Source organism: Marivirga arenosa, assembly GCF_030503895.2.
Classification (GTDB): domain Bacteria; phylum Bacteroidota; class Bacteroidia; order Cytophagales; family Cyclobacteriaceae; genus Marivirga; species Marivirga arenosa.
Genome location: NZ_CP129970.2, coordinates 723,797 through 748,366, shown reverse-complemented (window position 1 = coordinate 748,366; position 24,570 = coordinate 723,797). Strand labels below are relative to the sequence as shown.

General features: G+C 35.8%; 26 protein-coding genes and 4 tRNA genes. 26 read left to right on the top strand and 4 right to left on the bottom strand.

Going from position 1 to position 24,570, the window contains the following annotated elements:
* Window positions 1-18: 18 nt before the first annotated feature.
* Window positions 19-837 (bottom strand): purine-nucleoside phosphorylase, encoded by an 819-nt coding sequence (locus tag QYS48_RS03260; RefSeq protein WP_308357496.1) that lies wholly within the window; start codon window positions 835-837, stop codon window positions 19-21.
* Between the two features lie 136 nt (window positions 838-973).
* On the opposite strand from QYS48_RS03260, the gene QYS48_RS03255 reads away from it, so the two are divergent.
* Together QYS48_RS03255 and QYS48_RS03250 are read left to right on the top strand one after the other, a co-directional pair.
* Window positions 974-1,564 (top strand): YceI family protein, encoded by a 591-nt coding sequence (locus tag QYS48_RS03255; protein ID WP_308357495.1) that lies wholly within the window; start codon window positions 974-976, stop codon window positions 1,562-1,564.
* Between the two features lie 69 nt (window positions 1,565-1,633).
* Window positions 1,634-2,158: an NADPH-dependent FMN reductase gene (locus QYS48_RS03250; protein WP_302103714.1), complete on the top strand. Its 525-nt coding sequence runs from the start codon at window positions 1,634-1,636 to the stop codon at window positions 2,156-2,158.
* Window positions 2,159-2,241: 83 nt separating this feature from the next.
* On the opposite strand, the gene frr is transcribed toward QYS48_RS03250, so the two are convergent.
* From frr to QYS48_RS03235, 3 genes are all read right to left on the bottom strand, one after another.
* Complete coding sequence (gene frr, locus QYS48_RS03245; protein ID WP_302103715.1) at window positions 2,242-2,802, bottom strand: ribosome recycling factor; 561 nt, start codon at window positions 2,800-2,802, stop codon at window positions 2,242-2,244.
* Between the two features lie 5 nt (window positions 2,803-2,807).
* Window positions 2,808-3,521, bottom strand: a complete 714-nt coding sequence (pyrH, locus tag QYS48_RS03240; protein WP_302103716.1) for a UMP kinase — start codon at window positions 3,519-3,521, stop codon at window positions 2,808-2,810.
* 70 nt (window positions 3,522-3,591) lie between these two features.
* Window positions 3,592-4,092, bottom strand: coding sequence for an acetyl-CoA carboxylase biotin carboxyl carrier protein subunit (locus QYS48_RS03235; RefSeq protein ID WP_302127515.1), 501 nt, complete (start codon window positions 4,090-4,092; stop codon window positions 3,592-3,594).
* Window positions 4,093-4,440: 348 nt separating this feature from the next.
* Between QYS48_RS03235 and QYS48_RS03230 the strand changes: the two genes are divergently transcribed.
* The 24 genes from QYS48_RS03230 (at window position 4,441) to rplV (ending at window position 24,568) form a co-directional block, all read left to right on the top strand.
* Window positions 4,441-4,523: transfer RNA gene (locus tag QYS48_RS03230), tRNA-Tyr, on the top strand.
* A gap of 55 nt (window positions 4,524-4,578) precedes the next feature.
* Window positions 4,579-4,651, top strand: a tRNA-Gly gene (locus tag QYS48_RS03225).
* 98 nt (window positions 4,652-4,749) lie between these two features.
* Window positions 4,750-4,821, top strand: a tRNA-Thr gene (locus tag QYS48_RS03220).
* A gap of 60 nt (window positions 4,822-4,881) precedes the next feature.
* Window positions 4,882-6,069, top strand: coding sequence for an elongation factor Tu (gene tuf / locus QYS48_RS03215; RefSeq protein ID WP_308357494.1), 1,188 nt, complete (start codon window positions 4,882-4,884; stop codon window positions 6,067-6,069).
* A 115-nt stretch (window positions 6,070-6,184) separates the two neighbouring features.
* A tRNA-Trp gene (locus QYS48_RS03210) sits at window positions 6,185-6,257 on the top strand.
* A 21-nt stretch (window positions 6,258-6,278) separates the two neighbouring features.
* Window positions 6,279-6,470 carry a preprotein translocase subunit SecE gene (gene secE / locus QYS48_RS03205; protein ID WP_302103719.1) on the top strand — a complete coding sequence of 64 codons (192 nt, stop codon included), beginning with the start codon at window positions 6,279-6,281 and terminating at the stop codon, window positions 6,468-6,470.
* Between the two features lie 19 nt (window positions 6,471-6,489).
* On the top strand, window positions 6,490-7,041 hold the full coding sequence (nusG, locus tag QYS48_RS03200) for a transcription termination/antitermination protein NusG (protein WP_308357493.1): 552 nt from the start codon (window positions 6,490-6,492) through the stop codon (window positions 7,039-7,041).
* A 4-nt stretch (window positions 7,042-7,045) separates the two neighbouring features.
* Window positions 7,046-7,489, top strand: coding sequence for a 50S ribosomal protein L11 (gene rplK / locus QYS48_RS03195; RefSeq protein WP_308357492.1), 444 nt, complete (start codon window positions 7,046-7,048; stop codon window positions 7,487-7,489).
* A gap of 12 nt (window positions 7,490-7,501) precedes the next feature.
* On the top strand, window positions 7,502-8,200 hold the full coding sequence (gene rplA, locus QYS48_RS03190; RefSeq protein ID WP_308357491.1) for a 50S ribosomal protein L1: 699 nt from the start codon (window positions 7,502-7,504) through the stop codon (window positions 8,198-8,200).
* Window position 8,201: 1 nt separating this feature from the next.
* The gene (gene rplJ, locus QYS48_RS03185) at window positions 8,202-8,732 is read left to right on the top strand and encodes a 50S ribosomal protein L10 (RefSeq protein WP_308357490.1); all 531 of its coding nucleotides are present in this window, start codon (window positions 8,202-8,204) and stop codon (window positions 8,730-8,732) included.
* A gap of 46 nt (window positions 8,733-8,778) precedes the next feature.
* Window positions 8,779-9,156 carry a 50S ribosomal protein L7/L12 gene (gene rplL, locus QYS48_RS03180; RefSeq protein ID WP_302127512.1) on the top strand — a complete coding sequence of 126 codons (378 nt, stop codon included), beginning with the start codon at window positions 8,779-8,781 and terminating at the stop codon, window positions 9,154-9,156.
* Window positions 9,157-9,327: 171 nt separating this feature from the next.
* A complete protein-coding gene (rpoB, locus tag QYS48_RS03175) occupies window positions 9,328-13,200 on the top strand; it encodes a DNA-directed RNA polymerase subunit beta (protein WP_308357489.1) in 3,873 nt (1,290 codons plus the stop codon).
* Between the two features lie 51 nt (window positions 13,201-13,251).
* Entirely contained in the window at window positions 13,252-17,550 is a 4,299-nt protein-coding gene (gene rpoC / locus QYS48_RS03170) for a DNA-directed RNA polymerase subunit beta' (protein ID WP_308357488.1), read from the top strand.
* Between the two features lie 35 nt (window positions 17,551-17,585).
* Window positions 17,586-17,909: a DUF3467 domain-containing protein gene (locus QYS48_RS03165; protein ID WP_308357487.1), complete on the top strand. Its 324-nt coding sequence runs from the start codon at window positions 17,586-17,588 to the stop codon at window positions 17,907-17,909.
* A 126-nt stretch (window positions 17,910-18,035) separates the two neighbouring features.
* Window positions 18,036-18,410, top strand: coding sequence for a 30S ribosomal protein S12 (gene rpsL / locus QYS48_RS03160; protein ID WP_013455147.1), 375 nt, complete (start codon window positions 18,036-18,038; stop codon window positions 18,408-18,410).
* Window positions 18,411-18,416: 6 nt separating this feature from the next.
* Window positions 18,417-18,884, top strand: coding sequence for a 30S ribosomal protein S7 (rpsG, locus tag QYS48_RS03155; protein WP_308357486.1), 468 nt, complete (start codon window positions 18,417-18,419; stop codon window positions 18,882-18,884).
* 11 nt (window positions 18,885-18,895) lie between these two features.
* The gene (gene fusA / locus QYS48_RS03150) at window positions 18,896-21,013 is read left to right on the top strand and encodes an elongation factor G (protein WP_308357485.1); all 2,118 of its coding nucleotides are present in this window, start codon (window positions 18,896-18,898) and stop codon (window positions 21,011-21,013) included.
* 8 nt (window positions 21,014-21,021) lie between these two features.
* The gene (rpsJ, locus tag QYS48_RS03145) at window positions 21,022-21,327 is read left to right on the top strand and encodes a 30S ribosomal protein S10 (protein WP_302127502.1); all 306 of its coding nucleotides are present in this window, start codon (window positions 21,022-21,024) and stop codon (window positions 21,325-21,327) included.
* A gap of 179 nt (window positions 21,328-21,506) precedes the next feature.
* Window positions 21,507-22,145 (top strand): 50S ribosomal protein L3, encoded by a 639-nt coding sequence (gene rplC / locus QYS48_RS03140; RefSeq protein ID WP_302127501.1) that lies wholly within the window; start codon window positions 21,507-21,509, stop codon window positions 22,143-22,145.
* Between the two features lie 2 nt (window positions 22,146-22,147).
* Window positions 22,148-22,774 (top strand): 50S ribosomal protein L4, encoded by a 627-nt coding sequence (rplD, locus tag QYS48_RS03135; protein ID WP_308357484.1) that lies wholly within the window; start codon window positions 22,148-22,150, stop codon window positions 22,772-22,774.
* Between the two features lie 5 nt (window positions 22,775-22,779).
* Window positions 22,780-23,067, top strand: a complete 288-nt coding sequence (gene rplW, locus QYS48_RS03130) for a 50S ribosomal protein L23 (protein WP_308357483.1) — start codon at window positions 22,780-22,782, stop codon at window positions 23,065-23,067.
* Between the two features lie 11 nt (window positions 23,068-23,078).
* On the top strand, window positions 23,079-23,900 hold the full coding sequence (gene rplB, locus QYS48_RS03125) for a 50S ribosomal protein L2 (RefSeq protein ID WP_308357482.1): 822 nt from the start codon (window positions 23,079-23,081) through the stop codon (window positions 23,898-23,900).
* A 3-nt stretch (window positions 23,901-23,903) separates the two neighbouring features.
* Window positions 23,904-24,182 (top strand): 30S ribosomal protein S19, encoded by a 279-nt coding sequence (rpsS, locus tag QYS48_RS03120; protein ID WP_201918317.1) that lies wholly within the window; start codon window positions 23,904-23,906, stop codon window positions 24,180-24,182.
* The gene (gene rplV, locus QYS48_RS03115; protein WP_302103723.1) at window positions 24,182-24,568 is read left to right on the top strand and encodes a 50S ribosomal protein L22; all 387 of its coding nucleotides are present in this window, start codon (window positions 24,182-24,184) and stop codon (window positions 24,566-24,568) included. The genes rpsS and rplV overlap by 1 nt, the downstream gene beginning before the upstream one ends.
* The last annotated feature ends 2 nt before the right edge of the window (window positions 24,569-24,570 follow it).

The following is a 24,570-nucleotide window of genomic DNA, read 5'->3' as shown; positions in this document are numbered from 1 at the left end:
AATGAAGTAGTAATTATTCTATATTATTTTCAATAATTCTTTAAAGATTTTTGTCATTTTAGGTTCAGCGTTCATTGCCGCTCCAATGATTTCAGGAATTTCAGCAGGTTTTAATTTTTCAGGATAACATAAGTCTGTAATTACAGAAACCGCAAATACTGGGATTTGAATGTGCCTAGCTGCAATATTTTCCGGTATTGTACTCATACCAACTGCATCAGCACCTATAATATCTAGGTATTTATATTCTGCTGGTGTTTCTAAATTAGGTCCAGCCACTCCTGCATAAACCCCTTCTTTAATGTCTATATTTTGCTGTTTTGCAATTGATTTCGCCTTTTCAATTAAGGTCGGATCATAAGCATCATACATGTCTGGAAATCTACCACCGTATTCATCTAAGTTTTTACCTCTAAGGGGATTTTCAGGAAAAAGGTTTATATGATCCTTAATAATCATTAAATCACTCAAGTCTAAATTTTTATTTAAGCCCCCTGCTGCATTTGATATAAATAAATATTTGATTCCTAGTAAATACATTAATCTCACAGGCATTACAACTTGAGTCATGCTGTAACCTTCATAATAATGAAATCTACCCTGCATGGCTACTACTTTTTTCCCACTTAGTTCACCAAATATAAGTTTACCACTATGGGTTTCTACTGTTGAAACCGGGAAATTAGGAATATCCTTATATGAAAATGAATATTCAATTTCAATATCATCAACTAAAGCACCCAAGCCAGTTCCAAGTATAATTCCAACTTCGGGCTTAAAATCAATCGTTTTTGTTATATACTCTTTTGCTTCTTTTATCTCTTTGCTTGTATTCATAATCGCTAAACAATTTTGTTCCAATTTGATTCTTCTCATGGTGGCTTCAAAATATTTTAATAAAAATTTGAAACCTTTTTATTAAAACATTGTATATGTATCGACATTAAATGTAATAACATTAAATAATAAGAAAATGAAAACAAAAGTTTTATCAATTGGATTAGTGGCTATCATCATGGCTGCAGCGTTTACTATTTTAAGAAAAGAAGTAAAGGTAGATACCAATTCAAGCCAAATAGCTTGGGTAGGAGAGAAAGTTACAGGTCAGCACAACGGAACTGTAAATATTAAAGAAGGTGCTTTAGAAGTTGAAAACGGCCAGGTAACAGGGGGCTCATTCGTAATTGATATGAACTCTATTGACGTTTTAGATTTAGAAGGAGAATATAAAGATAAGTTAATGGGTCACTTAAGATCTGATGATTTTTTTAGTGTTGAATCTCACCCAACAGCTAAATTTGTTATCACATCAATTGAAAAAAGTGAAGCAACTGACGCAACTCATTTTTTAGCTGGTGATTTAACAATCAAAGGGATAACAAATAAAATTACATTCCCTGCTAATATTACAGTTGAGGACGGTAAAGCTACTGCCAAAGCGTCTTTTGCTCTTGATAGAACTAAATGGGAAATTAGATATGGATCTGGTTCTTTCTTTGATGGATTAGGCGATAAAATGATTTATGATGATTTCAAATTATCTGTAAACTTATCATCATTATAATCAGTTAAATACTGAAAATTCTTAGAATAGGGACTTTATGTCCCTATTTTTGTGTCAAAATAAAAAAGCATGATAACGATAATCTCTGGTACGAATAGGAATAATTCTGTTTCAGCTCAAGTAGCTAAACTTTACAAAAAGTTATTAGATGAGAAACAAATAGAGTCAAATATTATTGATTTAGCTGATTTACCTAAAGATTTTGTATACACCGCTCTTTATGATAATAATGGTAAAAACCCCGAATTCAATGAATTCTTGACTCTACTGAGAGCCTCTAAGAAATATGTATTCGTAATTCCTGAATATAATGGCTCATTTCCTGGGGTTTTAAAAGCTTTTATTGATGGGATGGAGTATCCTAATAGCTTTCAGAATAAAAAATGTGCATTGGTTGGGATTTCATCTGGCATGCAAGGTGCCGGCTTGGCTTTAAGTCATATGACAGATATTTTTAACTATTTAGGAATGCATGTTTTAGCATTGAAATTAAAACTTGCCAGAATTGAGAAAAACTTTAACGGTGAAGAAGTTACTGATAAACTTTACAGTGAATTGCTAGAAGAGCAGGTAGAGAAGTTGATTGAGTTTTAAATCATTTTTTAAGTCATTACAGTAAAAAAAAAGCTACTATTATTTCTAAAAGTAGCTTTATGAAAACTATTGAAGTAAAAGAACTAAACCGTCATTATTTCTTTTTCCTTATGCTCTAAGATATCATCTATTTTCTTAGTGAACTCATTAGTTAAATTCTGTACTTTTTCTTCGCCTCTTTTTACATCATCTTCCGATATCCCTTCCTTTTGGAGTTGCTTTAATTGATCATTAGCATCTTTTCTTGCGTTCCGAATAGAAATTTTCCCATCTTCTGCTTCGGTTTTAGCTTGTTTTGTTAAAGAAATTCTTCTCTCCTCTGTTAGCGGTGGAATATTAATTCTAACAATTTCACCATCATTTTGAGGTGTGAACCCAAGATCACTATTAATAATTGCGCGTTCAATTTCACCAATCACATTTTTTTCCCAAGGCTTTATTATGATAGATCGAGCATCGGGAGTACTAATTGAAGCGACTTGATTAATGGGTGTGTCATTATTATAATAATCTACCATTAATCCATCAAGCATTGAAGGGGAAGCTTTTCCTGCTCTGATTTTTTGTAATTCACTTTTAGTATGCTGAATGGCTTTTTCCATCAGCTCTTTTGCTTCTTCTAATACTAAGTCTATTTCTTCCATTGTATTTAATTTTGGGAATTTATCAATGTTCCAACATTTTCACCATTGATAAGGTCATATAAATTACCTTCTTTGTTCATGTCAAATACAATAATAGGTAAATTGTTCTCTTGACATAACGTAAAGGCTGTCATATCCATCACATTTAAACCCTTTTCATAAACTTCTTGAAAAGTGATATTTGAATATCGAGTTGCATCAGCATCTTTTTCAGGGTCAGCTGTATATACTCCATCCACTCTGGTTCCTTTCAATACCACATCTGCTTCTATTTCAATTGCTCTTAAACTAGCTGTGGAGTCAGTAGTAAAGTAAGGATTTCCAATTCCAGCACCAAATATAACTACTCTGCCTTTCTCTAAGTGTCTGATAGCTCTTCTTCTAATAAATGGCTCACAAACCTGCTCCATGTTAATGCCCGACATCAATCTAGTAAACATTCCATGGTTTTCTAAGACACCTTGCACGGCCATTCCATTAATAACAGTGGCTAACATACCCATATAATCACCCTGAACTCTATCTATTCCGGCTGATTCTGCTTGTATTCCTCTAAAAATATTACCTCCACCAATTACAATGGCGATTTCTACTCCCTGGTCATGAATTTTTTTGATTTCCTGTGCATATTGATTTAAACGTTTAGAATCAATTCCATAACCCTCATCACCCATAAGTGATTCCCCACTCAATTTTAATAGAATACGTTTGAATTTCATAAGCTATATTGTTGCAGACTTTAAAGTATATTTATAAATACCAATTCAATATTAAATATAAATCAAATAATTAGAATTGGATGATCAATTGATTTTTTTCTACGCTATCGCCTTTATTGGCTTTAATTTCAGATATCGTACCATCTCCTTCAGCCTTAATCACATTTTCCATTTTCATAGCTTCTAGAATTAACAGCGGATCACCTTTTTTTACCTCATCTCCAGGAGCCACCATAATATCTATAATTAATCCTGGCATCGGTGCTTTCACATCATTTACTTGATTAGAATCCATATCGCTAATCCCCATCTCTTCTAATAAAAGATCCATCTTATCTTTCAGTTCAAGCTCAACTACTTTCCCATTCAATTGCAATTTGAATGTTTTATTATCGTAGTCTATTTCATCTACATGGGCTGTGAAAGTCTTGTTCTTATATATAATATGAAATGATTGATGATCTGTTTTACTGATATCCCAGTTTACTTTTTCATCTTCTATAAATATATCGCCTTCTTTGGTTGAAAGCTTATATTCTTTTTCAGATTGATTGAATTTGATCTCGTACATAACTAAAATTTAACACGAAGATAGGAACACATATCAAATTTTACACATTTAGATTTAAAATAAGAGGAATGAATTAAAATTTTCTTCATTCTTTATACATATACTTTGATTTGAAACCATTTTTAGATTAGTATTGCATCCTGATTTCAGAATAGCAAATAAATTTGCTGGTTACATAAAAAATTTTTGAACGTAAAAATCTGAACCACAGAGCTTAAGAAATCAGAACAACATAAAGTTGAAAAAAAATAATCTTTTTTAGCTTTAAAGTTTGATAAAATATAAAATCCATATAATTTTGCACTTCCTAAAACGAAAGGGATTTAGGAAATGCTTATTGAAACCATTGGGGGAATACCAAAGCGGCCAACTGGGACGGACTGTAAATCCGTTGTCTTATGACTTCACAGGTTCGAATCCTGTTTCCCCCACAATGTTGATTAACATTAGTTAAATGAACATAATTGAAGAGAAATCTTCAAACAAGCGGGAGTAGCTCAGTTGGTAGAGCGGCAGCCTTCCAAGCTGCAGGTCGCGGGTTCGAGCCTCGTCTCCCGCTCTATAATACAATAGGCATTTCGGTGATAAATTAAAGGCAGAACGGAAACGTCACTGCCTTTGTTAGGATGTGCCTGTAAAGGCACTGAATGATTTCAAGCCGATGTAGCTCAGGGGTAGAGTGCTTCCTTGGTAAGGAAGAGGTCGGGGGTTCAAATCCCCTCGTTGGCTCAATCAGTGTTATTGAATAAATATATTATAAATTTTAACTAAACTGAGGATTTTTCAAATATGGCTAAAGAAACCTTTGACCGTTCGAAACCACACGTGAATATCGGTACTATCGGTCACGTGGATCATGGTAAAACTACATTAACTGCAGCAATCTGTAAAGTATTATCTGATAAAGGATTTGCTGATGCAAGAGATTTCTCTTCAATTGATAACGCACCTGAAGAGAAAGAAAGAGGTATTACAATTAACTCTTCACACGTTGAGTACGCTACAGAAAACCGTCACTATGCTCACGTTGACTGTCCAGGTCACGCGGATTACGTGAAAAATATGGTTACTGGTGCTGCTCAAATGGATGGAGCTATCTTAGTAGTTGCTGCTACTGATGGTCCAATGCCACAAACACGTGAGCACATCCTTTTAGCTCGTCAGGTAGGTGTTCCTGCTGTTGTTGCTTTCTTAAACAAAGTTGACTTAGTAGATGATGCTGAATTATTAGAATTAGTAGAAATGGAAGTTAGAGAATTACTTTCTTTCTATGAATTCCCAGGTGATGATTTACCAGTTGTACAAGGATCTGCTTTAGGTGCTTTAAATGGTGAAGCTGAGTGGGTTGCTAAAATTGATGAGTTAATGCAAGCTGTTGATGATTATATTCCATTACCAGAGCGTTTAACTGACAAAGATTTCTTAATGCCTGTTGAAGACGTATTCTCTATTACTGGTCGTGGTACTGTTGCTACTGGTAGAATCGAGAGAGGTGTTATCAACTCAGGTGATCCTGTAGACTTAATCGGTATGGGAGCTGAAGGATTGAAATCAACTGTTACTGGTGTTGAGATGTTCCGTAAAATTTTAGATAGAGGTGAAGCTGGTGATAACGTAGGTCTTTTATTAAGAGGTATTGAGAAAGCTCAAATTAAAAGAGGTATGATTATCTGTAAACCAGGTTCTGTAACGCCACACGCGCATTTCAAAGCTGAGGTTTACGTATTGTCTAAAGACGAAGGTGGACGTCATACTCCATTCTTTAACAAGTACCGTCCACAGTTCTATTTAAGAACAACTGACGTTACTGGTGAGATCATGCTTCCTGAAAACGTTGAAATGGTTATGCCAGGTGATAACGTTACAATTGAGGTGAACTTGATCAACAAAGTTGCTTGTGAAAAAGGTTTACGTTTCGCTATCCGTGAAGGTGGTAGAACTGTAGGTGCTGGTCAGGTAACTGAAATCTTAGACTAATATTTAAGATATAAAAATAAATTAAACGATGCGCTCTCGATATTGTCGGAGCGCATTTGTTTCTTATAAAACTTTTATCTACCTTTGCAGACCATTTTGAGTTGCATTGGTATTTACGGGTGTAGCTCAATTGGTAGAGTAATGGTCTCCAAAACCATTGGCTGGGGGTTCGAGTCCCTCCACCCGTGCAATTTTAACACATTAATAAGATGCAAAAACTTAGTTTATTCTTAAAAGAATCTTGGTCAGAAATGCGATACAAAGTAACATGGCCTACTTACAGCAAATTACAAAATAGTTCTATTTTGGTTTTGGTGGGAGCTTTAGTTTTTGCCCTTTTAATCGGTGTTATTGATTTGGCATTCGATAATGCAATGGAATGGTTTTATAATGCATTTTAGCATTTAAGATATATTGATAATGTCAGAATATAAATGGTACGTTTTAAGAGTAATTAGTGGTCAAGAGAAGAAGATTAAAACTTATCTTGAGAATGAAATTGCTCGTCAAAAAATAGAAGAATTTATTCCTCAAATTCTTATCCCTACAGAAAAGGTATATGAAATGAGGAATGGTAAGAAACGTGTTAGAGAAAAGAATTTTTTTCCTGGTTACGTTTTTGTATCAGCTGACATTACTAATGGTGAAGCGCATCACGCCATTACAAGTATTCCTGGAGTAATAGGATTTCTTGGTGGGCAAGGTGATGAAAAAGAACCGGTTCCTTTAAGACAAAATGAAGTGAATCGAATTCTAGGGAAAGTAGATGAAACTGAAGAAATGGATGAAAAACTGAGCACTCCTTATATAGTAGGGGAATCAGTTAAAGTGATGGATGGACCATTCAGCGGATTTACTGGATCAGTTGAGGAGGTATTTGAAGAAAGAAAGAAACTTAATGTAATGGTTAAGATCTTTGGTCGAAATACTCCGGTGGAATTGAATTACATGCAAGTAGAAAAAACAGAATAGCAAGATGGCTAAGGAAATAAGTGGATATCTGAAATTACAGATTAAAGGGGGAGCTGCCAATCCGTCACCTCCCGTAGGTCCTGCTTTAGGTAGTAAAGGACTTAACATTATGGAGTTCTGTAAGCAATTTAATGGAAGAACTCAGGACAAAGCTGGACAAGTATTGCCGGTAGTGATTACTATTTACAAAGACAAATCATTTGACTTTGTAATTAAAACTCCACCAGCTCCAGTACTTCTATTAGAAGCTTCTAAGAAGAAAAAGGGTTCTGCTGAGCCAAACCGTAACAAAGTTGGTTCTGTAACTTGGGATCAAGTTAAAGAAATCGCTGAAACAAAAATGCAAGACTTAAATGCATTCAAAATTGAGTCAGCTATGCGTCAGGTTGCAGGTACTGCGAGAAGCATGGGTATTAAAGTTACAGGAACTGCTCCTTGGAATTCTTAAACAATAGGTAAAATGGCAAAGCTTACTAAAAATCAAAAAATTGCAGCTGAAAAAGTTGATTCTACAAAAGCATACGCTTTAGATGAAGCTTCTGCATTAGTAAAAGAAATTACAACAACTAAGTTTGATGCGTCTGTTGACCTTGACATAAGATTAGGAGTTGACCCTCGTAAAGCTGATCAAATGGTTAGAGGTGTTGTTGCTCTTCCTCACGGAACAGGTAAAGATGTTAAAGTATTAGCTTTAGTTACTCCTGACAAAGAGCAGGAAGCTAAAGATGCAGGTGCTGATTACGTAGGTCTTGATGATTACATCAAAAAGATCGAAGGTGGTTGGACTGATATAGATATCATTGTAACTATGCCTACTGTTATGGCAAAAGTAGGTAGATTAGGTAAAGTACTAGGGCCAAGAGGTCTGATGCCAAATCCAAAGTCAGGAACTGTTACGCTTGACGTTGGAAAGGCGGTCCAAGAAGTAAAGTCAGGTAAAATTGACTTTAAGGTGGACAAGTTCGGGATTATTCACGCAAGTATCGGTAAAGCTTCCTTCTCGAAAGAGAAAATTGCTGAGAATGCTAATGAATTAATTCAGACTTTAGCGAAGCTGAAACCAGCTTCTTCTAAAGGTACGTATTTTATGAGCATGACCATGTCGTCTACGATGAGCAAGGGAATCTCTATTGACAAAAACTCTATAGCTGGAATTTAATATGACTAGAAAGGAAAAAGGACAACTTATAGAGGAACTAACAGGTAAATTCACGGAAAATCCGCATTTTTATCTGGCTGATGGTTCAGGAATGACTGTTGCAGAAACTAATGCCTTTAGACAACTTGTTTTTGAAAGAGGATTAGAATACAAAGTAGTAAAGAATTCCTTGATTCAGAAAGCATTGGAGAATCAAGAAGAAGATTACTCTGCAATGTTTGGATCATTAAAAGGTTTCTCAGGAATTTTATTTTCTCCTGAAGTAGGTAATGCACCTGCTAAGGTGATTAAAGAATTCCATAAGAAAAACGATACTGAAAAGCCTTTACTTAAAGCTGCTGCTATAGATACAGATGTTTACGTGGGTGCTGAGCACTTAACACCACTTAGCGAGCTTAAATCTAAGAAAGATATGCTTGGTGACATTGTTGGATTACTACAGTCACCTGCTAAGAATGTTATTTCTGCACTACAAAGCGGAGGACATACTGTTTCAGGATTAGTAAAAGCACTTGAAGAAAGAGCACAATAATTAACAATTTACAGAACAAAATCATTAAAATTTAAATAACACAATCATGGCTGATATCAAAGCAATTGGAGATCAATTAGTAGAATTAACAGTAAAAGAAGTTAATGAACTTGCTGATTACCTAAAAGAAACACACGGTATCGAACCTGCAGCAGCTGCAGCTCCTGTTATGGCAGCTGGTGGTGCTGGCGGAGGCGATGCAGCAGAAGAGAAATCATCTTTTGATGTAATCTTAAATTCTGCAGGATCTGCTAAATTACAAGTTGTTAAAGCAGTTAAAGAATTAACTGGTTTAGGCTTGAAAGAAGCAAAAGAATTAGTTGACGGTGCTCCTAAAGCTGTAAAAGAAGGAGTAGCTAAAGACGAAGCAGAGGCGCTTAAAAAGCAACTTGAAGAAGCTGGAGCAGAAGTAGAATTAAAGTAATAAGTTGATCCTGAAAGGGTTAACTGATTTCTGCCCAAGAAATTAGGCCTGGTCCCCGATATTGATAATTCAATATCGGGGTCAGGTCTTTTCCTGTTTGTACTAATTTACGAAACAGGACAGTGCGTTTCGCACTTTATAGATTTACAAAAACTTTAAATATTCAGAGCCTTGGCTAATATAAATCAATCTGAAAGAATCAATTTCTCGTCAATTAAAACAGTAATTGATTATCCTGATTTCCTTGATGTTCAACTCCAATCATTTAAGGATTTTTTCCAATTGGAAACTCCTGCTGAAAAACGAGCTGAAGAAGGAATTTTTAAAGTATTCCAAGAAAACTTTCCAATTTCAGATTCTAGAGAAAACTTTGTTCTAGAATTCGTTGACTATCTAGTTGACCCACCAAAATATGATATTGATGGTTGTATCGATAGAGGTTTAACTTATTCAGTTCCTTTAAAAGCAAAATTAAGATTAATTTGCAATGATGAGGACAATGAAGACTTTGAAACAATTGAGCAAGAGGTATTCTTAGGGAATATCCCTTACATGACAGAAAAGGGCTCTTTCATTATTAATGGAGCTGAGCGTGTTATTGTATCTCAATTACACAGATCACCAGGTGTGTTCTTTGCTCAAAGTAAACACACAAACGGTACTAAATTATATTCTGCGAGAATTATCCCATTCAAAGGATCTTGGATTGAATTTGCTACAGATGTTAATAATGTGATGTATGCCTACATCGACAGAAAGAAGAAATTCCCTGTTACTACATTATTACGTGCTATCGGTTATGGTTCTGATAAAGATATTTTAGATCTTTTCAATCTTTCTGAAGAAGTAGAAGGTACGAAAGCGGCATTAAAGAAAGTTATCGGAAGAAAACTTGCTGCAAGAGTTCTTAAAACATGGACAGAGGATTTCGTGGATGAAGATACAGGAGAAGTTGTATCTATCGATAGAAATGAAGTTCTTTTAGAAAGAGACTCAGTAATTGAGGAAGAAGATATTGACTTAATCTTAGATGCTGGTGTTAAATCTATTATTTTACATAGAACTGATGTAAATATCACTGATTACAGCATTGTATATAATACATTACAAAAAGATAACTCAAACTCTGAAAAAGAGGCAGTAGAACAAATTTATCGTCAGCTTAGAAATACCGAGGCTCCTGATGAGGCTACTGCAAGAGAGATTATCCAAAACTTATTTTTCTCTGAAAAGAGATATGATTTAGGTGAAGTTGGTAGATATAGAATCAACAAAAAATTAGGCTTAGATATTGAAGCTGATACTAAAGTTTTAACAAAAGTGGATATTATTCACATTGTTAAATACCTAATTGGTTTGATAAACTCTAAAGCTATTGTTGATGATATCGATCACTTAAGTAACAGAAGAGTTAGAACTGTTGGTGAGCAATTATATGCGCAGTTTGGAGTAGGTTTAGCTAGAATGGCTAGAACTATCCGTGAGAGAATGAATGTAAGAGATAATGAAGACTTCAAGCCTGTTGATTTGATCAATGCTAGAACATTATCTTCTGTTATTAACTCATTCTTTGGTACTAACCAGTTATCTCAATTTATGGATCAAACGAACCCATTATCTGAGGTAACTCATAAAAGAAGAATGTCTGCTTTAGGACCAGGTGGTTTATCAAGAGAACGTGCTGGTTTTGAGGTTCGTGATGTTCACTATACTCACTACGGTAGATTATGTACGATTGAAACTCCTGAAGGTCCAAACATTGGTTTGATATCTTCTTTATGTGTTCATGCCAAAGTAAACAATATGGGATTCATCGAAACCCCATATAGAAAAGTTGAAAATGGTAAAGTAGACATGAGCGGTAACGTATTATACTTAACTGCTGAAGAAGAAGATGACCACAACATCGCCCAGGCTAACGCTCCAATTGATGATTCAGGTAAATATTTGAACGATAGAGTAAAAGCTAGATTTGAAGGTGACTTCCCAGTATTAGAGCCAAAAGAGCTTTCTTACATGGATATTGCTCCTAACCAAATTGTATCAGTTGCAGCTTCTATGATTCCATTCTTGGAGCATGATGATGCAAACCGTGCTTTGATGGGATCAAACATGCAGCGCCAAGCAGTTCCTTTATTGAGACCTGAAGCACCTATTGTAGGTACTGGTTTAGAAGGCCGAGTAGCTAGCGATTCTAGAAGTATGATTGTTGCTGAAAAGGATGGTGTAGTTACTTTTGTGGATGCCACTAAGATTGTGATTAAGTATGACATGACAGAAGAGGAAAAATTAGTTTCCTTTGATGATGATGAAAGAGTATATGACTTAATCAAATTCAGAAGAACAAATCAAAATACTACGATAAACCTTAGATCTATCGTTTACAAAGGTGATAGAGTAACTAAAGGTCAGATTCTATGTGATGGTTATGCTACTGAGAAAGGTGAGTTAGCTATTGGTAGAAATATGAAAGTTGCCTTCATGCCTTGGCAAGGATACAACTTCGAGGATGCGATTGTAATCTCTGAAAGAGTTGTTCGTGATGATATATTTACTTCTATTCACATTGAAGAATTTGAACTAGAGGTTAGAGATACAAAAAGAGGTGAAGAAGAATTAACTTCTGAAATTCCTAACGTAAGTGAAGAAGCAGTTAAAAACCTTGATGAAAATGGTATCATCAGAACAGGTACTGAAATCAAAGAAGGTGATATTTTAATTGGTAAGATTACACCTAAAGGTGAAACAGATCCAACCCCTGAAGAAAAGCTACTAAGAGCTATCTTCGGTGATAAGGCTGGTGATGTTAAAGATGCTTCAATGAAAGCTTCTCCATCTTTAAGAGGAGTTGTAATTGATACTAAGCTTTTCGCAAGACACAAAAAAGATAAAGAAGGTAGAGCTGCTGCTAAGAAAGAAGTAGAAGTTCTAGGAAAAGAGTATAGTCGTCAATTATTAAAGTTAAGAGAGCTCAAGATTGAAAAACTTACTGAATTATTAGAAGGTAAGACATCACAAGGAATCAAACATAAGTTTGGTGATGAGATCATGAGTAAAGGTGTTAAGTTCACTAGAAATAACATTGAGAAAAACTTATTCCCTGAGAAAAATATCTACAGAGATGAAAGTAATTACAATGTTCCTGAAGAAGTAAACTTAATTTCTGACTTAATTCTTGATAACTGGACTGATGATGACAATATCAATAAGCTAATCGTTGATTTAGTAAGAAATTACAATAAGAGACGTAACGAGATTGCCGGTAAATTCAAGAGAGAGAGATTTACGATTGAAGTAGGGGATGAATTACCAGCAGGAATCGTTCAGCTTGCAAAAGTTTATGTTGCTAAGAAACGTAAATTAAAAGTAGGTGATAAGATGGCGGGTCGTCACGGTAACAAAGGTGTGGTAGCTAAGATTGTTCGTGATGAAGATATGCCATTCTTAGAAGATGGAACTCCAGTAGATATCGTATTGAATCCACTAGGTGTACCATCAAGGATGAACATTGGTCAGATTTATGAAACTGTATTAGGTTGGGCCGGATTAAAATTAGGACGTAAATATGCGACTCCTATTTTTGATGGTGCTACTTCAGATGAGGTATCAGCAGAGTTAGCGGAAGCTGGATTGCCTGAATTTGGTAGAACACATTTATATGACGGATTAACAGGTGATAGATTCGATCAAAAAGTAACGGTTGGAGTTATTTACATGCTGAAATTAGGTCACTTAATTGATGACAAGATGCATGCTCGTTCTATCGGACCTTACTCATTAATTACACAGCAACCATTGGGTGGTAAAGCTCAATTTGGTGGTCAGCGTTTTGGTGAGATGGAGGTTTGGGCATTAGAGGCATTTGGTGCTTCTCATGTTCTACAAGAGATTCTTACAATCAAATCTGATGATGTGATTGGAAGAGCTAAAGCCTATGAAGCTATTGTTAAAGGTGAAAATATGGGTAAACCAAATATTCCGGAATCATTCAATGTATTGGTTCATGAATTAAGAGGTTTAGCATTAGAAATCACTTTAGACTAATTTCAATTGTTTTATCGGGGTCTTTAATGGCCCCATTTAGATACATTTATTATGGCGTTCAAAAAAAACAAAAAAATCAACACTGACTTTTCAAAAATCACCATTAGTTTGGCTTCTCCAGAGTCTATTCTGGAAAGTTCTCATGGTGAGGTCACTCAGCCAGAAACCATCAATTACCGTACTTATAAGCCGGAAATGGGTGGTTTATTCTGTGAAAGAATATTCGGTCCTGTAAAAGACTGGGAATGTCATTGTGGTAAATATAAAAGAATCAGATATAAAGGGATTATCTGTGATAGATGTGGGGTTGAAGTAACAGAGAAAAAAGTACGTAGAGAGAGAATGGGCCATATTGAGCTAGTGGTTCCAGTTGCTCACATTTGGTACTTCAAATCTCTACCTAATAAAATTGGTTACTTACTAGGTTTACCTACTAAGAAATTAGACCAAATCATTTATTACGAAAGATATGTAGTAATCCAGCCAGGTGTTAAAGAAGAGGATGGTATTGCGTACATGGATTTCTTAACAGAAGATGAGTATCTAGATATTTTAGATAAATTACCTAGAGAAAATCAACAGTTAGATGATGATGATCCAAACAAATTCATCGCTAAAATGGGTGCTGAAGCATTAGATATGCTTTTAAGCAGAATCCAATTAGATGAATTATCATACGAATTAAGACATCAGGCAGCTACTGATACTTCTCAACAAAGAAAAGCTGAAGCTTTAAAAAGATTGAGAGTAGTTGAAGCCTTCCGTGATGCAAGAACAAGAATTGAAAATCGTCCTGAATGGATGATCATCAGAATGGTGCCAGTAATTCCGCCAGAACTAAGACCTTTAGTTCCATTAGATGGTGGTCGTTTTGCTACTTCTGATTTAAATGATTTATACAGAAGAGTTATCATCAGAAATAACCGTCTGAAAAGATTGATCGATATCAAAGCTCCTGAAGTAATTCTTAGAAATGAGAAGAGAATGTTGCAGGAAGCCGTTGATTCATTATTCGATAACTCTAGAAAAGTTAACGCTGTAAGATCTGATGGAAACAGAGCCTTGAAATCACTTTCAGATATGTTGAAAGGTAAGCAAGGTAGATTCCGTCAAAACTTATTAGGTAAAAGGGTTGATTACTCTGGTCGTTCTGTAATTGTAGTAGGACCTGAGTTAAAAATGCATGAATGCGGTTTGCCTAAAAATATGGCAGCTGAGCTATTCAAGCCATTTATCATCCGTAAATTAATTGAAAGAGGAATTGTTAAAACGGTTAAATCAGCGAAGAAAATCGTTGACCGTAAAGATCCGGTAGTTTGGGATATTTTGGAGAATGTGATGAAAGGACATCCTGTATTATTAAACAGGGCTCCAACACTTCACAGATTAGGTATCCAGGCATTCCAGCCTAAATTAATTGAAGGTAAAGCAATTCAGTTACACCCATTAGCGTGTACAGCATTTAATGCCGATTTCGATGGTGACCAGATGGCGGTTCACGTTCCGTTAGGACATGAAGCAATTTTGGAAGCCTCAACATTAATGCTTTCTTCGCATAATATCTTAAACCCTGCTAACGGGGCTCCAATTACTGTACCTTCTCAGGATATGGTTTTGGGTCTTTATTATGTTTCAAAAGGTAGAAAATCTACTGAGGAAGAGCCAGTTGCTGGAGAAGGAAAAATCTTCTACAGTGCTGAGGAAGTTATCATTGCTATCAATGAAAAGAAAGTTTCTAAGCATGCCCACATAAAATTAAGAACTTATGTTCGCAATGCTGAAGGTGAATTAGAAAGAAAAATAATTGATACAGTAGCAGGTCGTGTAATCTTCAATGAAAGTGTTCCTGAAGAAGTAGGTTATATCGATCAATTATTAACTAAAAAGAACTTACAGGGTATAATTGCCCATGTATATAAACTAGCTGGATCAGCAAAAACCGCTAAATTCTTAGATGATATCAAAGAATTAGGTTTCCAAAATGCTTATAAAGGTGGTCTGTCAATGGGACTTGGTGATATCATGGTTCCTGAAGTGAAAGATACATTAGTTGAGCAAGCTAAGGAAGAAGTTGATGCAGTATGGAACAATTACTTGATGGGTCTTATCACAGATAATGAGCGTTATAATCAAGTAATTGATATCTGGACAAGAATCAATTCTCAATTGACGAACACTCTAATGCAACAATTAGAGGAAGATAATCAAGGATTCAACTCTATTTATATGATGATGCACTCTGGAGCTAGAGGTTCAAGAGAGCAGATTCGTCAGTTAGGTGGAATGAGAGGATTGATGGCGAAACCACAGAAAAACTTAGCAGGATCTGTAGGAGGTATTATTGAAAACCCAATTCTATCTAACTTCCGTGAGGGACTTGATGTAATTGAGTACTTTATCTCTACACACGGTGCTCGTAAAGGTCTTGCCGATACAGCTTTGAAAACGGCCGATGCTGGTTACTTAACTAGAAGATTGGTTGATGTTGCTCAAGATGTTGTGGTAAATGAAGTAGACTGTGGCACGCTTAGAGGTCTAGTAGTTTCTGCATTGAAAGATAATGATGAAATCGTTGAGTCATTAGCTGAAAGAATTCTTGGTAGAGTTAGTGTTCATGATATTTATCACCCACAAACTGACGAGTTAATCGTTGAGTCTGGTGAAACGATCACAGATGAAATTTGTGATAAAATAGATGAAGCTTTAATAGAAGAGGTGGAAATTAGATCTGTATTAACTTGTGAAACCCGTCAAGGAGTTTGTAGTAAGTGTTACGGAAGAAACTTAGCTACTTCTAAAATCGCACAAAAAGGAGATTCAGTTGGTGTAATTGCAGCTCAATCAATTGGTGAGCCAGGAACGCAGTTGACACTTAGAACCTTCCACGTTGGGGGTACTGCTTCTAACATTGCGGTTGAAGCAACCATTAAAGCGAAAACTGCCGGTGTTGTAGAATTTGAGGACTTAAGAGCTATTCAATCTACAGATGACGAAGGAGAGTCAAGAACGGTAGTAATGGGTAGATCTGGTGAGATTAAAATCATCGATCCTAAATCTAAAAAGGTATTAATGAGTAATCACGTACCTTATAGTGCAACACTTAAAGTTAAAGAAGGTGAAAAAGTAGAAAAGGATCAGGAACTTTGTTTCTGGGACCCATATAATGCTGTTATTCTTTCTGAATTTGAAGGAGTTACTGAATTTGAAAGTATCGAAGAAGGTATCACTTATAAAGAGGAATCAGATGAGCAAACAGGTCACAGAGAAAAAGTTATAATCGATACAAAAGATAAAACTAAAAACCCTGCTGTAATTGTAAATACTAAAGGACAAGATCCTAAGACTTACAATATTCCAGTGGGAGCTCACTTATCAGTTGATGAAGGAGCTAAAATTAAGCCTGGTCAGATCTTAGCTAAAATACCAAGATCTACATCCAAATCTAAAGATATTACAGGGGGTCTTCCTAGGGTAACTGAGTTGTTCGAGGCTAGAAACCCTTCAAACCCTGCGGTTGTATCTGAGATTGATGGTGTTGTGACCTTTGGTGGAATCAAGAGAGGTAACAGAGAAATCTTTATTGAATCTAAAGATGGTGTTAAGAAAAGATATTTAGTGTCTCTATCTAAACACATTTTAGTTCAGGATAATGACTTTGTGAAAGCTGGTTATGCACTTTCTGATGGAGCGACAACTCCAAATGATATTCTTTCTATTAAAGGACCGACAGCTGTTCAGGAATATATCGTTAATGAAATTCAGGAAGTGTACCGTCTACAAGGTGTGAAAATCAATGATAAGCACATCGAGGTAATCGTTAGACAAATGATGCAGAAAGTTCAGGTTCTAGAATCTGGTGATACTACTTTCTTACCTAATCAGGTAGTGGATCGTTTCGTGTTCAGAGAAGAAAACGATAGAATTTTAGATATGAAAGTGGTTACAGATGCTGGAGATTCTCCAAATCTAAAACCAGGGCAAATCATTTCAGCAAGAAAATTAAGAGATGAAAACTCAACGCTGAAAAGAAAAGATATGAAGTTAGTGAAAACTAGAGATGCTGAGCCTGCGGTTTCTAAACCAACATTACAAGGTATTACGCAATCATCTTTAGGAACTGAAAGCTTTATATCAGCAGCATCATTCCAGGAAACTACTAAAGTGTTAAGTGAAGCTTCAATTAGAGGTAAAGCCGACCACTTATTAGGATTGAAAGAGAATGTAATTGTAGGACACTTGATTCCTGCAGGTACAGGCTTGAAGGATTGGACTGAAATGATTGTTGGTTCTAAAGAAGAACTTGACAGCATGAAAGAAAGTAAAGTAGCAGAAGAAAAGACTGAAGCATAATTCAGTCTTTCTTTTAAATAAATCCAGTATATAAAATGGAGGAACAAAAAGGAAATAAGAAACAGAACCAAATTAACATTGAACTACCCGAAGATGTAGCGGAAGGTGTTTATGCTAATTTGGCAATGGTGGCGCACTCTAACAGTGAATTTGTTATTGATTTTATCCGATTAATGCCAGGAGTACCTAAAGCGAAAGTAAAATCTAGAGTTGTAGTGACTCCAGAGCATGCAAAAAGGTTATTGAATGCATTAAAAGATAATATTAATAAATACGAAAAGAATTTTGGACCGATAAAACAATCAGAAGAATCACCGAAATTTCCGATGAATTTTGGTTCAAATGTCGGAGAAGCTTAAGCTTATTCCTTATAAATTAGGGCTTTGTGAAAATAATTAATCAGATGTGTTTGGATAATGCATCTGATTTTTTACCTTTGCAGTCCTAAAAATCTCAAGTAGTAATAGAAGATAAAGTTATAATAAATGCCTACTATACAACAATTAGTTAAAAAGGGTAGAAAGAAATTGACTTCTAAGTCAAAATCTCCTGCTTTGGATTCTTGCCCACAAAGAAGAGGTGTATGTACTCGTGTTTATACAACCACTCCTAAAAAGCCTAACTCAGCAATGAGAAAAGTGGCTAGGGTTAGGTTAACCAATCAAAAAGAAGTGAACGCGTACATCCCTGGTGAAGGTCATAACCTACAAGAACACTCAATAGTGTTAATTAGGGGAGGAAGAGTAAAAGATTTACCGGGTGTGAGATATCACATCATTAGAGGTGCATTGGATACTGCTGGTGTAAACGGTCGTACCCAAAGAAGATCAAAATACGGAGCTAAAAGACCTAAGAAATAAAGAAAGATGAGGAAAGCAAAACCTAAAAAAAGATATATCCTTCCAGATCCTAAATTTGGAGATACATTAGTTACAAAATTTGTAAACTACCTAATGGTGGATGGTAAAAAAAGTGTTGCATACAACATTTTTTATGATGCCTTAAACATGGTAGAGGAAAAAACAAAAGAGAACGGATTGGAAGTTTGGAAAAAAGCTTTGTCTAATATTTCTCCTGCTGTAGAGGTGAAAAGTAGAAGAGTGGGTGGAGCAACATTCCAAGTGCCACTAGAAGTTCGTCCTGAAAGAAAAATATCTTTAGGAATTAAATGGATGATCACTTTTGCTAGAAAAAGAGGTGAAAAAACCATGACAGAACGTTTAGCTGGTGAAATCATTGCTGCTTCTAAAGGTGAAGGAGCTGCTATCAAAAAGAAAGATGATACGCACCGTATGGCTGAAGCAAATAAAGCATTTTCTCATTTTAGATTTTAAAAGCTAATATAATGGCAAGAGATCTCAGACTAACACGTAATATAGGTATCGCTGCTCACATCGATGCCGGAAAAACTACTACTACTGAAAGGATTTTATACTATACTGGTGTAAGTCACAAAATTGGTGAGGTTCATGATGGTGCTGCCACTATGGACTGGATGGAACAAGAGCAGGAAAGAGGTATTACTATTACTTCAGCTGCAACTACCGTGTTCTGGCCATACAAGGGTGAAGAATACCATATCAATATCATTGATACTCCGGGTCACGTTGACTTTACTGTAGAGGTAAACAGATCTTTAAGAGTATTAGACGGTTTAGTTTTCTTATTCAGTGCTGTTGATGGTGTTGAACCTCAGTCAGAAACTAACTGGAGACTAGCAGATAACTATAAAGTATCAAGAATCGGTTTCGTTAACAAAATGGACCGTGATGGTGCAGACTTCCTAAATGTTTGTCGTCAGGTAAAAGAAATGTTAGGGACTAAGTCAGTTCCTTTACAGTTACCAATTGGTGCAGAAGGAAACTTCAAAGGCGTTGTCGACTTAGTTGAAATGAAAGCTTTCGTTTGGAACGAGGAAGATAATGGAATGACTTGGGAAGAGGTAGAAATACCAGCTGATATGCAAGATGAGGTAAACGAATACCGTGAACACTTGTTAGAATCAGTAGCAGAGTATGATGAGTCTCTAATGGAGAAATACTTTGATGATCCTGAATCTATTACAAGAGATGAGGTAATTGCTGCATTGAGAGCTGCAACCTTAGATCTTGCATTTGTTCCAATGATGTGTGGATCAGCATTTAAAAATAAAGGAGTTCAGACTTTATTGAACTATGTAATGGAATTATTACCTTCTCCATTAGATAGAGATAATATTGTAGGTACAAATCCTGATACTGAAGAGCCTACAAGTAGAAAGCCAACTGCAGAAGATCCATTTTCTGCATTAGCATTCAAAATTGCTACTGATCCATTCGTAGGTCGTTTATGTTTCGTAAGATCATATTCTGGTACTTTAGAATCAGGTTCTTATGTATTCAATACTAGAACGAATAAAAAAGAAAGAATTTCTAGAATCTTCCAAATGCATGCAAATAAGCAGAACCAAATTGAAAAGCTTCATGCTGGTGATATTGCTGCAGTGGTTGGTTTTAAAGATATAAAAACAGGAGATACCCTTTGTAACGAGAATCACAAGATTGTTCTTGAATCAATGGTCTTCCCAGATCCAGTTATTGGTTATGCAATTGAGCCTAAAACTCAGGCAGATGTTGATAAGATGGGTATGGCTATCGCTAAATTAGTGGAAGAAGATCCTACGCTTCAAGTCAATACTGATGAGGAAACTGGTCAGACTATTCTTAGAGGTATGGGTGAGTTACACTTGGATATCATCATGGATCGTCTAAGAAGAGAATTCAAGGTTGATGTTAACCAAGGTGCTCCTCAGGTGGCTTACAAAGAGGCAATCACAACTTTAGTTGATCACAAAGAGGTTTATAAAAAGCAGTCTGGTGGTAAAGGTAAATTTGCGGACATCGTTTTCAAATTATCTCCTGCTGAGGAAAATGAAAAGGGTGAAATCGAACCAGGTTTACAATTTGATAACAAAATTACTGGTGGTGTTATTCCAAAAGAATTTATACCAGCAATCCAGAAAGGTTTCACTGAGGCAATGTCTAATGGTCCTTTAGCTGGTTATCCAATTGAGGCTATGAAAGTTGAGCTTTATCATGGTAGTTTCCACGATGTCGATTCCGATGCTCTTTCTTTCGAATTAGCTGCAAGAATAGGTTTCAAAGAAGCTGCTAAGAAAGCAGGTCCTCAATTACTTGAGCCAGTAATGAAAGTTGAGGTTACAACACCAGATGAATATACTGGTCCTGTAACTGGTGACTTGAATAAGAGAAGAGGTTTAATGAAAGGTATGGATCCTAAAGGCGCTGCACAAATTATCAGAGCAGATGTTCCTTTATCAGAGTTGTTTGGTTATGTGACTGACTTAAGAACGATCACGTCCGGTAGAGCAACAGCTTCATTGACTTTCTCACACTATGACCCAGTACCTCAAAATATTGCTGAAGAAGTAATTGCAAAATCTAAAGGGGAGACTGTTAAATAATAGGAATTATGAATCAGAAAATAAGAATAAAGTTAAAATCATACGATCACAATTTAGTTGACAAGTCTTCTGATAAAATTGTGAGAGCTGTAAAGACAACTGGTGCAGTAGTAAGTGGTCCAATACCTCTTCCTACAGAAAAAGAGATTTTTACAGTATTGCGTTCTCCGCACGTAAACAAGAAGTCACGTGAGCAATATCAATTATGTACTTTTAAGAGATTAGTTGATATTTATTCAAACAGCGCAAAAACAGTTGATGCTTTAATGAAACTAGAACTTCCTAGTGGAGTTGATGTAGAGATTAAAGTATAATATAACAATTTTAAAATAGAGAAAAACCAATGATCTGTATATCATTGGTTTTTCTTTTTTATAATTTTGTATTTTTTAATGTTGTAAGTTTTGTAGCTTATAATATTTTACTAACTTTGCAGTCCTTTCGGGAAAAGCTACGGTTAAACCCGTTTAAAGGTTGTTAATCATAATTAATAATGTCTGGAATAATAGGAAAAAAAATCGGAATGACTAGTATCTACGGTGTCGATGGACGAAATGTCGCATGCACGGTGATAGAGGCTGGTCCTTGTGTGGTTACACAAGTAAAAAAAGAGGAAACCGATGGTTATTCTGCTATTCAGTTGGGCTATGAAGAGCGCAAGGAAAAGAATACACCAAATGCATTGAAAGGGCATTTCAAAAATGCTCAAACAACACCTAAAAAGAAACTCGTTGAGTTCCGTGAATACGAAGGCGAAGAAGCTTTTGTTGAGAACTACAGTTTAGGACAAACTGTAACAATTGGCGATGTATTCGAAGAAGGTGACTTTGTTGATGTTGCAGGTTCATCTAAAGGTAAAGGATTCCAAGGTGTTGTAAAACGTCATGGTTTCGGTGGAGTTGGTCAAGCAACTCATGGTCAGCACAACAGACAGAGGGCACCAGGTTCAATTGGTGGTGCTTCTTATCCGGCAAGAGTATTTCCGGGTATGAGAATGGCTGGTAGAACTGGAGGTAATAGAGTGAAAAACACTAACCTTAAGGTTTTAAAATTGATCCCTGAGAAAAACTTATTATTAGTAAGTGGCTCAGTACCGGGTGCTAAAAATTCATTTGTAATAATAGAGAAATAAAGATGGAGCTTTCAATTATAAAACATACAGGCGAAGACACCGGAAGAAAAATTTCTTTATCGGATGCCATCTTTGATATAGAGCCTAATGATCACGCTATCTACTTAGACGTGAAACAAAAAATGGCTAATGCGAGACAAGGAACGCATAAATCGAAAGAAAGAGCGGAAATTTCTGGTTCTACTAGAAAAATTAAGAAACAAAAAGGTACTGGTACAGCTCGTGCTGGTAGTATCAAGTCACCTATATTCAAAGGCGGTGGTAGAGTTTTCGGTCCAAGACCAAAAGACTACAGCTTTAAATTGAATAAGAAGTTAAAGTCATTAGCAAGAAAGTCAGCATTGACTTATAAAGCTAAAGATCAAATGATATCAGTATTAGAAGGTTTTACTTTCAATGAAATTAAAACTAAGCATTATACTGAAATGTTAAGCAAGTTGTCTTTAGGAGATAAAAAGACACTTTTAGTTCTTCCTGAATCTGATAAGAACATTGTCTTATCTGGAAGAAATGTAAAGAACGCACAGGTAACTACAGTTGATTCATTAAATACATATGATGTACTTCATGCTGATCAGTTGCTTTTCGTTGAAGGTTCTATAGAGAAAATTGAAAACTTATTTAAGTAAAAGATATGAGCGTTTTAATTAAACCACTTGTAACGGAAAAAGTCTCAGACCTCAACGAAAAAGGTAAATATGGATTTGTTGTAGATGTTAATGCTAACAAAATCCAAATTAAAGCTGAGGTTGAAAAAACGTACGGTGTAAATGTTGAGAGTATCAACACTATGAGATATTTGGGTAAACAAAAATCTCGATACACCAAGTCTAGGATCTTAACTGGAAGAAAACCTAGTTTCAAAAAAGCAATTGTAACTGTAGCAGAAGGAGAGGTAATCGATTTCTACAGCGAAATTTAATGATCTGAAAAATGGCAGTTAAAAAATTAAGACCAGTTACAGCTGGACAACGATATAGATTAGCACCGGTTTATACGGAATTAAGTAAGGTATCTCCAGAGAAATCTTTACTTGCTCCTAGTAAAAAATCAGGTGGTAGAAATAATTCAGGACGTATGACTATGCGCTACTTAGGTGGTGGTCATAAGCAGAGTCTTAGAATTATCGACTTTAAAAGAAATAAATTAAATATCCCTGCTAAGGTAGCTACTTTAGAGTATGATCCGGGTAGAACAGCATTCATTGCATTATTGCACTATGCTGATGGTGAGAAACGATACATCATCGCGCCTAATGGGTTAAAAGTAGGGGATACTATTTTATCAGGTAAAGGAATTGCTCCTGAAGTAGGTAATGCGCTTCCTCTTACTGATATACCTCTAGGTACGATCGTTCATAATATCGAGATTAAGCCTGGAGCAGGTGGCGCTATTTCTAGAAGTGCTGGATCTTACGCTCAGCTTTTAGCGAGAGAAGGTAAATATGCTACATTGAAATTACCTTCAGGTGAGATGAGATTAGTACTAAGTGCTTGTATGGCAACCATTGGAACTGTATCGAATGCAGATCACATGATTGTTAAGTTAGGTAAAGCTGGACGTAAACGTTGGTTAGGTAGAAGACCTAGAACGAGAGCGGTTGTTATGAACCCAGTTGATCACCCAATGGGTGGTGGTGAAGGTAGAGCTTCAGGAGGTCACCCAAGATCAAGAAAAGGTTTATTAGCGAAAGGTTTAAAAACCAGAGCACCTAAGAAATATTCCAATAAATTAATTATCGGTAAAAAGAAATAATAGATGGCTAGATCATTAAAAAAAGGACCTTATATCGACTTTCGTCTTGAAAAGAAAGTTGATAACATGAATGAATCCGGTAAGAAATCGGTTATCAAAACTTGGTCAAGAAGATCTATGATTTCTCCTGATTTTGTTGGTCATACTTTTGCAGTACACAATGGGAATAAATTTATCCCTGTTTATGTAACTGAAAATATGGTAGGACATAAGTTAGGTGAGTTTTCTCCTACTAGAAACTTCAGGGGTCATATAAATAAAAAAGATAAAGGTAAGAGATAATGGAAGCAATAGCTAAATTAAATAACGTACCTACATCTCCTCGAAAAATGAGGATGGTAGTGGATCTTATCAGAGGTGAAAAAGTAAATCGTGCATTAAACATATTAAAGTTTGAGTCTAAGCATGGTGCTGCTAGAGTAGAAAAATTATTGCTTTCTGCAATTGCCAACTGGCAACAGGCAAATCCAGATACTGATCTTGAAGATGCTGACTTAATTGTTAAGTCTGTTAAAGTGGATAGTGGAAGGATTTTAAAAAGATTAAGACCCGCTCCTCAAGGTAGAGCTCACAGAATTAGAAAAAGGTCTAACCATGTAACTTTGATTGTTGACAGTGCTGCGGATGAAGCGGTATTGGCTGAAACTGATAACGCTGAAAATAAATAACA

What these genes read in the sequence shown, in the direction of transcription:
- rplA (WP_308357491.1), top strand. Translation starts at nt 7,502, where the DNA reads ATGGCAAAGCTTACTAAAAATCAAAAAATTGCAGCTGAAAAAGTTGAT.
- rplD (WP_308357484.1), top strand. Translation starts at nt 22,148, where the DNA reads ATGGAGCTTTCAATTATAAAACATACAGGCGAAGACACCGGAAGAAAA.
- rplB (WP_308357482.1), top strand. Translation starts at nt 23,079, where the DNA reads ATGGCAGTTAAAAAATTAAGACCAGTTACAGCTGGACAACGATATAGA.
- frr (WP_302103715.1), bottom strand. Translation starts at nt 2,802, where the DNA reads ATGGAAGAAATAGACTTAGTATTAGAAGAAGCAAAAGAGCTGATGGAA.
- QYS48_RS03235 (WP_302127515.1), bottom strand. Translation starts at nt 4,092, where the DNA reads ATGTACGAGATCAAATTCAATCAATCTGAAAAAGAATATAAGCTTTCA.
- rpsJ (WP_302127502.1), top strand. Translation starts at nt 21,022, where the DNA reads ATGAATCAGAAAATAAGAATAAAGTTAAAATCATACGATCACAATTTA.
- rplK (WP_308357492.1), top strand. Translation starts at nt 7,046, where the DNA reads ATGGCTAAGGAAATAAGTGGATATCTGAAATTACAGATTAAAGGGGGA.
- rpsL (WP_013455147.1), top strand. Translation starts at nt 18,036, where the DNA reads ATGCCTACTATACAACAATTAGTTAAAAAGGGTAGAAAGAAATTGACT.
- tuf (WP_308357494.1), top strand. Translation starts at nt 4,882, where the DNA reads ATGGCTAAAGAAACCTTTGACCGTTCGAAACCACACGTGAATATCGGT.
- rplV (WP_302103723.1), top strand. Translation starts at nt 24,182, where the DNA reads ATGGAAGCAATAGCTAAATTAAATAACGTACCTACATCTCCTCGAAAA.
- rpsG (WP_308357486.1), top strand. Translation starts at nt 18,417, where the DNA reads ATGAGGAAAGCAAAACCTAAAAAAAGATATATCCTTCCAGATCCTAAA.
- rplC (WP_302127501.1), top strand. Translation starts at nt 21,507, where the DNA reads ATGTCTGGAATAATAGGAAAAAAAATCGGAATGACTAGTATCTACGGT.
- nusG (WP_308357493.1), top strand. Translation starts at nt 6,490, where the DNA reads ATGTCAGAATATAAATGGTACGTTTTAAGAGTAATTAGTGGTCAAGAG.
- rpsS (WP_201918317.1), top strand. Translation starts at nt 23,904, where the DNA reads ATGGCTAGATCATTAAAAAAAGGACCTTATATCGACTTTCGTCTTGAA.
- fusA (WP_308357485.1), top strand. Translation starts at nt 18,896, where the DNA reads ATGGCAAGAGATCTCAGACTAACACGTAATATAGGTATCGCTGCTCAC.
- pyrH (WP_302103716.1), bottom strand. Translation starts at nt 3,521, where the DNA reads ATGAAATTCAAACGTATTCTATTAAAATTGAGTGGGGAATCACTTATG.
- rplJ (WP_308357490.1), top strand. Translation starts at nt 8,202, where the DNA reads ATGACTAGAAAGGAAAAAGGACAACTTATAGAGGAACTAACAGGTAAA.
- QYS48_RS03255 (WP_308357495.1), top strand. Translation starts at nt 974, where the DNA reads ATGAAAACAAAAGTTTTATCAATTGGATTAGTGGCTATCATCATGGCT.
- QYS48_RS03165 (WP_308357487.1), top strand. Translation starts at nt 17,586, where the DNA reads ATGGAGGAACAAAAAGGAAATAAGAAACAGAACCAAATTAACATTGAA.
- secE (WP_302103719.1), top strand. Translation starts at nt 6,279, where the DNA reads ATGCAAAAACTTAGTTTATTCTTAAAAGAATCTTGGTCAGAAATGCGA.
- QYS48_RS03260 (WP_308357496.1), bottom strand. Translation starts at nt 837, where the DNA reads ATGAATACAAGCAAAGAGATAAAAGAAGCAAAAGAGTATATAACAAAA.
- rpoC (WP_308357488.1), top strand. Translation starts at nt 13,252, where the DNA reads ATGGCGTTCAAAAAAAACAAAAAAATCAACACTGACTTTTCAAAAATC.
- rplW (WP_308357483.1), top strand. Translation starts at nt 22,780, where the DNA reads ATGAGCGTTTTAATTAAACCACTTGTAACGGAAAAAGTCTCAGACCTC.
- rplL (WP_302127512.1), top strand. Translation starts at nt 8,779, where the DNA reads ATGGCTGATATCAAAGCAATTGGAGATCAATTAGTAGAATTAACAGTA.
- QYS48_RS03250 (WP_302103714.1), top strand. Translation starts at nt 1,634, where the DNA reads ATGATAACGATAATCTCTGGTACGAATAGGAATAATTCTGTTTCAGCT.